The sequence below is a fragment of the Bradyrhizobium liaoningense genome (assembly GCF_018130825.1).
GTDB classification, from domain to species: domain Bacteria; phylum Pseudomonadota; class Alphaproteobacteria; order Rhizobiales; family Xanthobacteraceae; genus Bradyrhizobium; species Bradyrhizobium liaoningense_B.
Genome location: NZ_JAFCJS010000002.1, coordinates 79,190 through 91,327, shown reverse-complemented (window position 1 = coordinate 91,327; position 12,138 = coordinate 79,190). Strand labels below are relative to the sequence as shown.

Here is a 12,138-nt window from a genome sequence, read left to right as displayed (position 1 = left end):
ACTCTGCCCCTTCCAACGGCCTGCGACCGCCGTGCCGCCATCGACCGGATGTGCCGGAAGTTTGGCGGAGGCCGGAAAAACGGGCAATAAGTGGGTAACTACGATGGTCGATTGAGCCGCGACCGCGCGGGATTAGATTCGGGCAGCGATGGAAGCGCCCGTCCCAATGGGTTCGATGAGTATGATAGAGAACCGTTCAATCGAACTGAGCGGAAGAAGGCACCGAGTGGTTCGGCGTCAATGAGAGAACGGAACGTAATTTTGCTGATCGCCTGTCGGGAGACTACTCGGACGGTTGTCCGCGAACAAATTTGAAAGACTTTCACTTCGGTGACTACGTTCGTACAGGGAATGACCCCATGCCGAACTCCAGACTGCGCAATCGCTTCCATGTCGACGTCGATGGCAGCGACCTGGGTCGTTGCATCAAATGGGCCTTGGTGGCTATTGGCCTGACAATTTCCGTCACTCAAGCAAAGGCGGAATATCTGGTAAGCATCGGAGATGTGCTGGAGGTTGCGGTGGCGGGCGTGCCGGAGCTGCGGCATCGTGCTCCCGTTCAAATGGACGGGAATATTTCGTTGCCTCTGGTTGGAACGCTTCCGGTGGCCGGCCTGCCCTTACCACAGATCCGAGCCAAAATCGGGGCTGCACTTGCGCGCAAGGTATTTCGACAGCGGACGTCCGATGGCCGTGAGACGGTCGTCGTGATCGACGCAGGCGAGGTCACGACGATCATCGCGGAATACAAGCCCATATACGTAAATGGGGATGTATCGAAGCCGGGTGAGTACCCTTATCGTCCGTCTATCACCGCACGCCAGCTCGTCGCCGTGGCAGGCGGCTACGACATCATGCGCGTCAAAATGAACAACCCGTATCTCGAGGCAGCGGACCTGAGAGGCGAGTATGGTTCGCTTTGGACAGAGCTGGCCAAAGAACAAGCGCGTATGTGGCGCATCAAGACCGAACTTGGAGAGGCAGCCCAGATCAGTTCAGGCGCTCTGATGGACGCGCCCTTAGCTCGATCGGCGATTTCGGACATCGTTAATGCAGAAACGGAATATCTGAAGACCAAGCAGAGTGATTATCAGCAGGAAAAGACGTATCTTCAGCGCGGCATTAGGCAGGGAGACGACGAGGTCCGCGTGCTGTCAGAGCAGCAGAAGAAGGATGAAGAGGGACTTCAAGCAGATCTTGATGACCTGCAGAAAACGACCGAGCTCTTCGGCAAGGGTTCCTTGATCAGCCCTCGCGTTACGGATGCGCGTCGCGCCGTGCTGCTGTCATCAACCCGGAAGCTGCAAACCTCTGCGCAACTGCTGCAAGTCAAGAAGCAGCAGGACGAGTTCGTCAGGAAGCTGGCAAAGCTAGACGACCAGCGGAGGCTCGACTTGCTCCGCGAGCTGCAAGATACCAGCGTGAAGCTCAATCAAATTCGCGAGAAGCTGCAGAGCGTCGGCGAGAAACTTCAGTACACTGCGATGGTTCGATCACAACTCGTGCGAGGAACCGGCAACCACGCGGAGATTGCCATCATCAGGAAGGGCGATAAGGGACAGGAACGGATCATCGCAAGCGAAGATGCCGAACTGCAGCCGGGTGACGCCGTCGAGGTCACCCTCCGATACCAGGATGGTCCTCCCGTCCCTCCCCGAAGGATAGGCAGTTCAGACATTCCATCAGGGACAAGCCGGACCGATGAGAACGCTGGCGATTCGGTGCGCATCGGGCAGAGGTAACAACAGCCGTCGCAGTTCCGTAGCGGGAGATAGCATTTTGCGACGCTATCCTACGTTGGCGGATCCAAACCTCATCCGCGACGCCTGGAAATGGATGATGCAACGGTCATGAGCGCCCGATGGTCCGTTCCCGGCTGCATCACCCGCGATGCAGTCCAGTAGAGGTAGCTCATAAGGCCCAGAATCTCCACGCCCCGTGGACGCGACTTCCGATTAATGTGGTGTCGCATCCACGGAGGCCAGTTGAGCGAATGCGGAAGCTGTCCGAGATGATCTTGGTGACTGGAGGTACCGGCTACATCGGGTCCCACGTCTGTATCGCATTGCTGGACGCCGGGTTCGACGTCGTCGCGCTCGACAATCTCTCCAACAGCAGCCAGACTTCGCTCGAGCGGGTGCAGTCCATTTGCGGGCGTTCGCTCGTCTTTCGGCACGCAGATATCCGCCATGAAGAGGCGATTCACGACATACTTAGTTCCTGCGGAGTGACCGCGGTCATTCACCTTGCAGGGCTGAAGGCCGTGGGTGATTCCAACGTACGTCCCCTGAACTATTACGAGAACAACGTTCTGGGAACGATGCGGCTCGTATCGGCAATGAAGAGGGCGAATGTAAAGACACTTGTATTCAGCTCGTCCGCGACCGTTTACGGAATACCTAAATACTTGCCGCTCGACGAGAAGCATCCCCTCTGTCCGACCAATCCGTATGGCCGCACAAAGCTCGTTATCGAAGAGATGCTGAAGGATCTCTGCAGGTCCGACGACGATTGGCGGATCGCCAATCTGCGCTACTTCAATCCGGTTGGAGCACACGAAAGCGGGCTGGTCGGAGAAGACCCGCTGGGCCTTCCCAACAACCTGCTCCCGTTTGTGGCGCAGGTGGCGATTGGACGGAGGGAGAAGCTGCAGATCTGGGGAAACGACTATGACACGCCTGATGGCACCGGAGTCCGCGACTTCATTCATGTGGTCGATCTCGCATCCGGGCACTTGAGCGCCTTGCGCAACCTGAGACAGCCTGGTGTGCTCACGGTCAATCTTGGCACGGGGAACGGCAGCAGCGTTCTGGACATCGTTCGTACATTTGAAGCAGCGAGCGGGCGTTCAGTTCCCTATGAAATCAGGGAGCGTCGGGCTGGCGATGTCGCCGCCTGCTATGCCGACCCGACCTTTGCGATGGAGGCCTTGGGCTGGAAGTCGACCCGATCGTTGGAGCAGATGTGTGCGGACCATTGGCGTTGGCAATTGCAGAACCCCGACGGTTACCATGGTAGCGCACTTTCAAAGACCGGAGCTGTCCAGGCATTTCCACCGTCACGGATGAGTGCGTGCGCCTCAGCTATTCGAACGGGCGACGCCGAGCGGGTTCGGGGCGAGCACACCGCCCATCAGAGGTAGCTCGCAATGCTCCATAATCTCCAAACCGGAGAGCGAGGCGGCAGGTAAGATGCGGTCGCGTGGGGATTTGCTATGCCACACTATCGTGCATTTGTTTTGGACGAACACGGCCAATTGGGGAGCGTGGTCAACCTCCACTGCCCGGACGACGCGTCCGCAACCGAGCGGGCCGGGCGGTTGGCGGATGGTCACGAGGTTCAGCTTTGGCGACTGGTCGCCGAGCTAAAGTTTGACGATCCGCGGCAACGACACAAGCGGCGGCGGGCTGTCCGTGCACCAATGCACTGAGCTCGATTGATGGTGCGCTCCGTCTCGCGGTCAGCTCGCGCATCTTCCGCTGCAAGTCAGATCAGTGCGCTCGCTAAGGACGCTGGCGCCTCACCGCGTCGGGATCGTGGATCAATTGCGCCATCATCCGGCTGGCCGCTGCGGAAAGCGCGAAGCCGGCGCAGGTCGAAAGCGCATCGACCATAAAATCCTCAAACCTCGCGTGCCGTCCCGGTACCCATAGTTGCATGATCTCAAGCAGGCCGATCAGGACAACGGCGAGCGCTGAAGCAGTCCAGCGCCGCTGCGGATAGGCAAGGCCGAAGGCGATCCCGACCAGAAGGAAGGCGAGCGCGTGATCGCCGTGCTGTCCGAGAAAGGGACGAGGCCGAGCGTCCTGAGGTCCAAGCGTTGCAAATGTGACGGCCGCTGCGAGGAGCCACGCGACAAGCCGAAGGATAGCGGTAATAGCCACTAAAGGGCCTCGATTGGCAGCCCCTGCCGGGGCTCTTCATTTCTGAGACTCGATTTCAAGAACATGCTCCCTTCACTCGGCGCAACCGGCACCCCTGAGCGGTAGAACGCCAGGTCCATGATTACCACTTGCTCTTGACATATGAGTGCAGGATTCCTGACGTGCGTGGACGAAAGGAGAGTACTCCAAATGGATGGGACACCGAACCAAAATCCGGAACTGGCCTTCTGCACCGGCTCGGCGATGCGGGCTTGCGCGCTCGCTCTGGATCAGCACATGGCCGATTAGATGCGAAACATCTTCGGACACTCGACATACAATTTAGAATAGCGGTCGCATAGGTGCATCCGCACTGGGAGTACCTATCCATGGCAGTTGTTAATCGCTGTTTGTTAGCAACAATAGCTTCTGCTTTCCTCACGATTGAGGACAATGCAATGGCGATCCGTGAAGGCGCTACTCGCAGGCGCGGGGCTGGACGGCCCTAGGGTCCAGCCCGCTGCGGCCATCTCATTGTTCACGGCTCGGGCACAATCCGTACTCTAACCCAAAAGTGGTGGGGAGGGTCCTCCATGCGAGCTATATGATTCGCGTAAAGATGAAGCGCATAATGAGGCGTCTGAAGGCATCTGAGAGATATCGTATCTCCGCGCGACAGGTGATTGCAGATGGCTCGCACGGTCGTGCTCAACGAGGAAATGAAGAACTCCCTCACGCGGGGACCATGCGCGCACCTGTGGATGGCAGCGGTCATGCTCGCTATGACATGGGCGTCGGAGGCGGAGGCTTCCCGGGACCAGGCGCGACACCGCGCAGACGGGCAACTGGCTGTCCACGATCTCGGTTCTGACGAGTTCAAGAGGTTGCTGCCGGGCCGGGGCGGCAGTGACAAATCGATACAGGTTGCGCAAGCGACGACTGGCGACACAGGAGCGCTGCAGCAGCCCCCTAAACAGCAACGCGACTGGCCAGAGTCCCTGTCATGCGAACTCGCCCTTGCAAGGCGCGACATCGCATTGCTGCAACGCCTGGAGCAGGAGCACGATCGAGCCGAGTGGCTGGCGCAGGGTCTTGACGCTGCGCGGCACGAGATCGAAACCCAAAAGGCGTTAGCGGCGAAGGCCATCGAGGACGCTTCCCGATTGAAGGAAGCTTCCCGAGTGAATCAAGCGGGCGAGAGTGGCGCCGCTGAGCTGCAAACATCGCTGCAGCAGGAGCGCGAGCGGTCGGCGCGGCTGGAGCAGGAGTTCGCAGCCGCGCGGCGCGATTTCGACACCCAGACTGCGCTGGCGACGAAAACAAGTGAGGCGCTGTCCCGGCTGAAGCAGGCAGGAGAAAGCAGCGCCGCGGAGTCGCAGAAAGACCTGCAGCAAGAGCGCGAGCGGTCAGCGCGGCTCGAGCAGGATCTCGCGGCCGCCCGGCACGATGTCGAAACCCAGACCGCGCTGGCGACGAAGGCAGGTGAGGAAGCGTCCCGGCTGAAGCGGGCAGGAGAAAGCAGTGCCGCGGAGTTAGAGAAATCGCTGCGGCAGGAGCGCGAGCGCTCGGTCCGGCTGGAGCAGGATCTTGCAGCCGAGCGGCAACACGTCGAGTCCCAGGCTGCGCTGGCGACAAAGGCTAACGAGGACCTTCTGCAGCAGAAGCAGGCAGCGCAAGCCAGTGCCGCGGACTTGAGGCAGTCGATGCGGAACGAGCGTGACCGGGCCGAAACTCTCGCACAAGACCTATCCCTGACACGGAGCGCAATTTATGCATACCAGGTGCAAACCGCGCCGTCGGCGAGAGCCAGCGACGGCTCGTCCTTGCTGAAAGCGGCCGAAAGGGACGGCACGGCGGAGCTGCAGAATTCCCTGCAACAAGAGCGCGATCGGACCGGGCAGCTGGAGCAAGCGCTGGTGGCCGCGCACCGAGATATCGATGAGCAGGCCGCGCTGGCTGCAAGGGCGAGTGACGAGGTCGGCAGACTGACGCGAGCGGCAAAAGCCGAAGCCGCAGACCAGAAGCAATCGATCCAGAAGGAGCAAGAGAGAGCTGATGCGCTGGCGCAGGATCTCTCGATCGCTCGCAGCAAGATTTACGCATACGAAGCGCAAGCCGCCAAAGCCAGCGAGGAAGCGGCACAGCTCAGACAGACGGCGGCGAGCAATACGGCCTCGTTGGAGCAAGCGCAGCAGCAGGAGCGCGAGCGGGCTGAACAGCTGGCCCGGGACTTTGCAAAAGCAAGCCGCGAACTCGACGCGCAGACCGAACGAGCGTCCAAGGCGAGCGAGGACGTCGCACGGATCAGGCAGGCCCGAGAACGCGAATCGACCGAGCTGCGGAGCTTGTTGCAGCGTGAGCGCGAGCGCGCCGAGGAATTAGAAAGGGATCTCGCATTGGCGCGTCGAGATAACGGCGCGCTTGTGGGGAACTCTCCCTCTGCTGCGCCTCCGCCGGCTACCACCGGCAGGGCTGTACGCGAGGAACCGCCGTCGGCGCCGACCCGGCCAATCCAAAACCGGCCTGTGCAAGACGGACCCGTCCAGGACAAGCCCATCCCACATAAATCGGTCGGAGCCCGACCTGTCCCAGACAAGGCCATAGCAGCGCGTGGCCAGAGCAATGCTCAGGTCCAGTCCAACGACAGCGCGCAAGCGGAAAAATTGGTCGCGCGCGCAAGCGCACTACTTGAACAGGGAGACATCGGCTCGGCTCGGATCGTGCTGGAGCGCGCCGCTGAGATGGGGAGCGCGAAAGCAAGCTTCGCGCTCGCGGAAACCTACGATCCGCTGATCCTGCCGAATTTCGGAACGTACGGAACGCAAGGGGATTCCACCAAAGCGCGAGATCTTTATGCGCGAGCCGAAGCCGGGGGAATCAAGGAAGCAAAAGCGCGATACGAAGCGTTGCGCCGATAGAAAGCCCAAAGCGGATGCAGCGTGCGTAAAGGAGTTCGTCGATGAAAGGGTTCATAGGATTCCGCCGGTTGGCCTTGCTTGCGGCGTTCGCATCATCGCTCATGGCCGTTCAGCCCTGGGCGGATGCGCGGCCGTTGAATTCGCAGTCCCACAATGCTCGGCCGGTTCGCCCCGCGCCTTCGCAGCCGAGACCTGAGGTGCTCTCCATGAACGCCTGGACTGTTGGCCTGGCCGGAGGCCTGCTCGAGGGCGCACCGATCCGTCTGGCGGCTGAGATCGCGCGTGTGGTTGACGACGGGGATAACCTGCACGTTCTGCCGGTCGTCACTCGCGGAGCCACTGAAAACGTGAATTCCCTGCTCTATTTACGCGGCATCGATGCCGCAATCATCAATTCCGACGCACTCGAGGAATACAAAAGCCAGGTGCCGGACATCCAGCAACGAATTGCATATGTCCTGAATCTGTTCCCGTCCGAGCTGCATATCTTCGTTCGACCGGAGATCCAGAGCCTGAGCGATCTTTCCGGCAAGAAGGTCAACTTCAATACGCAGGGCACCGCTGCAGCCTATTCGGGCCCGCTGATCTTCAGCCGCCTCAAGCTCGAGGTGGAAAAGACGTTCATCCCGCACCAGATCGCGCTCGAGCAGATGCGCAAGGGCGAGGTTGCAGCGGTTGTCTTCATTACATCGAAGCCGGTAGATGCCTTCGTGCGGGGCCGCTGGGAGCCGGGTTTCAAGTTCCTGTCCCTCCCCTATGACGGCAGGTTCGAGGATTACTATCTCCCCGCCTCCCTCGGCGAAGCCGACTATCCCAATCTGATCAAGCCGGGCGAACGGGTTTCGACGATCGCCGTGCCGACCGCACTGGTCGCCTTCAATTGGCCGATCAACTCAAACCGTTCCGAGCGCGTCTCTCGTTTCATCGACCACCTGTTCTCCCGGATCGACAGGCTGCAGGCGCCCGGTTTCGACCCGAAATGGAAGTCCATCAACCTTGCTGCGACAGTTCCGGGTCTCACCCGCGTCCCTGCGGCGCAGGCGTGGCTGGATCGTCAGCACCGCGCAACACAAGCATCACAATGAACCGGGCCGCGACCCTGCTTCTCCTGGCGCTCGCGGCTACCGGCGGCGTAGCGTCGGCGCAGGATTCGATGAGGCAACTGCGCTCCTGCCTTCAGAGGCAACACGCCGAGCGCCTCGAATGTCTGGACAAACTGACTCGCACCGTCGCGCCTCAGCATCGTCAATCCCCCGAAGACGGCTGGGTCGTCAGCCAGACGACCTCGCCGATTGACTACTCTCCGATCGCGACTGCCACGACATCCTCACGCGGCGGAGCCGGCGAGTCCGCGATGCAATTGTCGCTTCGCTGCCGCAGCGGGCGGACCGAATTGGTGCTTACGGGACCAGGCATCTCCCGTGGGGGCGGTGACGATGCAATTTTTTACCGCATCAATGATAACCCGGCGATACAAATCGGGGCAGCCGTCCCTACCTTCGGGCCCGGCGTTGCGTTTACGGGGGAAGTTGTTCGCTTGGTGCAGTCGCTTCCAGACAGCGGGGACCTCATTGTCCTGTTCTCGCGACGGGGCGGCGCCGCCCATGACGGATCGTTCTCCCTCGCTGGGTTGGACGAAGCGCGTGCGAAGATAGCAGCGGCATGCAAATGGCCGCGCGCGCTCGCGACACCGAGTCATTGATGACATGCAAAACGATTTTCTCGATGGAGGCGGATAATGATGACGTTCCAACATACTGCCAAGGTGTTCGCGGTGGCGGCGATTACAGTTCTGGCTTCTGCATCGTTTGCGGCCGCGGAGCAAGGCGGAAGATACTGGACGCCGGCAGACGGGCAACAAGTCCAGCATAGGGCGCACGCAAGACAACACGTGGCGAAGCCGGCAAAGCGAAAGCAGGACGCGTTTGCCCATATGAAGAATTCGGCGGCGCCGAAGGAAAGAGAACATCATTTGATCCTGCAGGTAAATACCAATGACGCCCCGGCGATGAATCTCGCGCTCAACAACGCGATGAACGTGGCGCAATACTACAAGGACGCCGGCGAGAAGGTGAAGATCGAGGTCGTCACATTTGGGCCCGGGCTACACATGCTGCGTGACGACACGTCGCCGGTAAGAGCGCGCATCGAGGAAATGGCCCTGAGCACGCCTGAGGTTTCGTTCAAGGCCTGCGGCAACACCCAGGAGAAAATGAAGAAGGCCGAGAACAAGGACATACCGATTATGCGTCAGGCGGAGATCGTGAAATCGGGCGTCGTGCGCGTGATGGAATTGCAGGAGATGGGTTGGACCTACGTCAAGCCGTGACAGGTAAGTAGTGGCAGTGACGTCGGCCGCCATCGCGGCGCCTAAGAGCATTTCATCGGAAATTCGTGGGGGCGAGCATTGTCTCATTCGCTGCTGAGAAAGCCATGCCGGAATCAGCCTGCACCAATCTCGGGTTTCCCCCGGGCTCACGCGTTCAGGTCAAACCTGAAGCTGGTGCTCGCTTGGCTGGAAAAACCGGACGCGTCATTGGCGGCGGATTTTATCCGAGAAGCCTCCGTCTGGTTCTGGACGGATCGAAGGTTCCGATCACTCTGCACGTAAACTATGTGGCGGCGATCGACGACGACATCGGTCGGGTGAAATCGGATTGATGGATGGGGCGAGGTCGGAACGCAATCGACTCCCGTTCCAAGAGCGTTCCAATTCGCTGCATCCCGTCAAGTAAGTCGCGACGCCGCAGGCTGGCCGAGCATCGGTGACTTGAGCTTGCTGGCGGCACGCATGACAAGGCCCAGCGGAGTCCGCCGGCAGAAGGCGACCTTCTTCACACAATCCTCGACGTGCCACTTGGCATGCGAACCGGTGCGGAACAAGATCACGTCGCCGGCACCATAACGCGTCGGCGGTGCACCATCGACCTCGAGCATGATTGATCCTTCGAGGATCACGACGGTCTCGTCGAAATAGTAATGCCAGTTGAACTTGCCTTGGGTGCAGGACCAAATCATCGTCCACCAGGTCTTGAACGCGCTCTTCGACAGAAGGTGCGAACGAGCTTCCGGCCGACCTTCGATGATCCACGACGGCTCGATGGGGGACGGCGAGAGTTCAAACGTCTTCCAATATTCCGCTTCAGCAAGTTCGCGCATCTGCATCACTCGCACTGGTTGATGGATATTTGGCTCCCTCTCCTCAACATATTCTGGCCTCAATCGAAGCCCGGGAAGATGTCGCCTTGTCGCACTCCCCGCTCGTGCGCAACCATTATGAGGTACCTCAGGCCGGCAGGTCCACGCACGTTGTTTTGCGGTCCAAGTTTTCGTCGCGCAGGGATCAGAACCGAACACCAACAGGATCGAACGACGCGCTCTTATGCGTGCTGCTCGTCGACGGATCGGAGGGAGCGCTTGGCGATGGCGGCTTACTTGTCTTCGTCAATATCGAGGGCAGGAACGCTAACCCTAGACTGAATGTACCGCCGCTAATGGCTTCCAGTCCGTGCTGCTGAGTTCGACTGACACAGGTCTCTCCTGCTCGACCAGTTGATTTTCAGTCGCAGCCATAGCGCAGGTCGATATCGTCGGCTGTGACCATCATCACTGGGCCAACCATGGACCGGGTTATTCGGCGCCGACGAATTCAATCAAAGGAGACAGATGTACGACATCAGGTAGTGGCCGAGCCTTGGTCAGCTTGCGCAGCGCGAGCACGCGCCCCGCAGGACATCGTTCCTTTCAACGAGCTGAAGGCCTCCTCTTGGTTGAAGGCCTTTCGCCGTCAGCGGATCAGCGCCTGTGAAGACTGGTCGTGGGCTGAGATGTCACCGGCTTGTGGACGGCATCCATCGGACACTGGCCCAGAGCCTCGTATGGGACTGCTGCACCGCGAAACCATTTGCGCCGCAACATTCAAAAATGAGACTGCCAGTCAAGCCGAACGAGGCGTCCGCGCATGCACCGCATCCGACTTCGGCTAGCTTCCCCACAAAGCCGCGGGCCGCTCGAGAGGCCACGGGCGTCGCGCCAATTCGGTGCGGCAATAAGTCGACGACACAGGGAGGAGCACAATGTTGAAATGCAGTGTTGGTCTGCTCGCGCTGAGCAGCCTGTTTCTTTCAGGTGCAGCGATCGCCCAGGAAAAGATCAAGGTGGGCGTGACCGCGACCCTCGAAGGCACCTACACGGTGCTCGGCGAGGACGGCATGCGCGGCCACCAGACGGCGCTCAATGTCCTTGGCAAGAAGATCGGCGACAAGGAGCTCGAATTCATCGTCGCCTCGACCGACGCGACACCGGACTCCGCGGTGCGCGCGGTCCGCAAGCTGATCGAGCAGGACAAGGTGCAGATCCTGCTGTCGCCCCTCTCCGGCGACGAGGGCATCGCGGTGAAGAACTTCGCGAAGACCCACCCCGAGCTGACCTTCATCAACGCGGCATCCGGCGCGCAGGAAACCACCTATGTCGACCCTGCCCCGAACTTCTTCCGCTACAACATGGACGGCGCACAGTGGCAGGTGGGCCTCGGCAAATACGCCTATGACGAGAAGAAGTATCGCAAGATCGCGACCGTCGGCGAGGACTACTCTTTCATCTACACCCAGGTGTTCGGGCTGGTGCTTGAGTTCTGCGGCGCCGGCGGACAGGTCACCAACAGGCAATGGGTGCCGCTCGGCACCAAGGACTTCGCCTCGGTCATCGCCGCCCTGCCCGACGACGTCGATGCCATCTATCTCGGCCTTGGCGGGGCGGATGCCGTCAACTTCCTCAACCAGTATCAGCAGGCCGGCGGCAAGGCGCATCTGATGGGCGGTTCCATCATGATCGACCAGACCATCCTGTCGTCGAAGGGGAACGCCAAGAATGCGCTGATCGGCACCATCGCGGCGAGCGGCCAGGCCGACACCTGGGAGGACCCGGGCTGGCAGAAGTTCGTGAAGGCCTACCAGGACGCCTTCCCGCCCAACAAGCGCTTCCCGAGCCCGTCGCTGCTGGCGACCAACTACTATGACTCAACCATGGCGCTGATCCTCGCGTTACGCCAGGTCAACGGCGATCTCTCCAACAACCAGGCGAAGTTCAGGGAAGCACTGGCGAAAATCGAGCTCGACGCGCCGAACGGCAAGATCAAGCTCGACTCCAACCGCCAGGCGATCGGCACCAACTTCGTCACCGAGGTCGTCGATGATGGCAAAGGCGCGCTGTTCAGCAAGGTCGTGAAGGTGATCCCGAACGTCAACCAGACGCTCGGCTATGACCCGGCCGTGTTCTCGAAGATCGGCCTGCCGAGCCGCACCGTGCCGGAATGTAAGAAGTACTGACGCATCACATCGTCAAGAAGCGACGGGGGA

The 12,138-nt window shown here is 60.3% G+C and carries 9 protein-coding genes; 7 read left to right on the top strand and 2 right to left on the bottom strand.

Features of this window, described 5'->3' with window-relative positions:
- The first annotated feature begins 359 nt into the window (after positions 1-359).
- On the top strand, positions 360-1,742 hold the full coding sequence (locus JQ603_RS09060) for a polysaccharide biosynthesis/export family protein (RefSeq protein WP_212338426.1): 1,383 nt from the start codon (positions 360-362) through the stop codon (positions 1,740-1,742).
- A gap of 269 nt (positions 1,743-2,011) precedes the next feature.
- Positions 2,012-3,142, top strand: coding sequence for a UDP-glucose 4-epimerase GalE (gene galE / locus JQ603_RS09055; protein ID WP_245003573.1), 1,131 nt, complete (start codon positions 2,012-2,014; stop codon positions 3,140-3,142).
- 361 nt (positions 3,143-3,503) lie between these two features.
- Here galE and JQ603_RS09050 read toward each other — a convergent pair whose 3' ends face one another.
- The gene (locus JQ603_RS09050) at positions 3,504-3,878 is read right to left on the bottom strand and encodes a VanZ family protein (RefSeq protein ID WP_212339954.1); all 375 of its coding nucleotides are present in this window, start codon (positions 3,876-3,878) and stop codon (positions 3,504-3,506) included.
- Positions 3,879-4,552: 674 nt separating this feature from the next.
- On the opposite strand from JQ603_RS09050, the gene JQ603_RS09045 reads away from it, so the two are divergent.
- The 4 genes from JQ603_RS09045 (at position 4,553) to JQ603_RS09030 (ending at position 9,442) form a co-directional block, all read left to right on the top strand.
- The gene (locus JQ603_RS09045) at positions 4,553-6,781 is read left to right on the top strand and encodes a hypothetical protein (RefSeq protein WP_212338423.1); all 2,229 of its coding nucleotides are present in this window, start codon (positions 4,553-4,555) and stop codon (positions 6,779-6,781) included.
- A 41-nt stretch (positions 6,782-6,822) separates the two neighbouring features.
- Complete coding sequence (locus JQ603_RS09040; protein WP_212338422.1) at positions 6,823-7,866, top strand: TAXI family TRAP transporter solute-binding subunit; 1,044 nt, start codon at positions 6,823-6,825, stop codon at positions 7,864-7,866.
- 653 nt (positions 7,867-8,519) lie between these two features.
- On the top strand, positions 8,520-9,110 hold the full coding sequence (locus JQ603_RS09035) for a DsrE family protein (RefSeq protein WP_212338420.1): 591 nt from the start codon (positions 8,520-8,522) through the stop codon (positions 9,108-9,110).
- A 104-nt stretch (positions 9,111-9,214) separates the two neighbouring features.
- Complete coding sequence (locus JQ603_RS09030) at positions 9,215-9,442, top strand: hypothetical protein (RefSeq protein ID WP_212338419.1); 228 nt, start codon at positions 9,215-9,217, stop codon at positions 9,440-9,442.
- A 66-nt stretch (positions 9,443-9,508) separates the two neighbouring features.
- On the opposite strand, the gene JQ603_RS09025 is transcribed toward JQ603_RS09030, so the two are convergent.
- Positions 9,509-9,940, bottom strand: a complete 432-nt coding sequence (locus tag JQ603_RS09025) for a cupin domain-containing protein (protein WP_212338417.1) — start codon at positions 9,938-9,940, stop codon at positions 9,509-9,511.
- A 917-nt stretch (positions 9,941-10,857) separates the two neighbouring features.
- Here JQ603_RS09025 and JQ603_RS09020 point away from each other — a divergent pair.
- Entirely contained in the window at positions 10,858-12,108 is a 1,251-nt protein-coding gene (locus JQ603_RS09020) for an ABC transporter substrate-binding protein (RefSeq protein ID WP_212338416.1), read from the top strand.
- Positions 12,109-12,138 lie beyond the last annotated feature (30 nt).

Excerpts from the sequence above, each read along its gene's own strand:
- JQ603_RS09060 (WP_212338426.1), top strand. The coding sequence starts at position 360 with ATGCCGAACTCCAGACTGCGCAATCGCTTCCATGTCGACGTCGATGGC.
- galE (WP_245003573.1), top strand. The coding sequence starts at position 2,012 with ATGATCTTGGTGACTGGAGGTACCGGCTACATCGGGTCCCACGTCTGT.
- JQ603_RS09045 (WP_212338423.1), top strand. The coding sequence starts at position 4,553 with ATGGCTCGCACGGTCGTGCTCAACGAGGAAATGAAGAACTCCCTCACG.
- JQ603_RS09040 (WP_212338422.1), top strand. The coding sequence starts at position 6,823 with ATGAAAGGGTTCATAGGATTCCGCCGGTTGGCCTTGCTTGCGGCGTTC.
- JQ603_RS09035 (WP_212338420.1), top strand. The coding sequence starts at position 8,520 with ATGATGACGTTCCAACATACTGCCAAGGTGTTCGCGGTGGCGGCGATT.
- JQ603_RS09030 (WP_212338419.1), top strand. The coding sequence starts at position 9,215 with ATGCCGGAATCAGCCTGCACCAATCTCGGGTTTCCCCCGGGCTCACGC.
- JQ603_RS09025 (WP_212338417.1), bottom strand. The coding sequence starts at position 9,940 with ATGCGCGAACTTGCTGAAGCGGAATATTGGAAGACGTTTGAACTCTCG.
- JQ603_RS09020 (WP_212338416.1), top strand. The coding sequence starts at position 10,858 with ATGTTGAAATGCAGTGTTGGTCTGCTCGCGCTGAGCAGCCTGTTTCTT.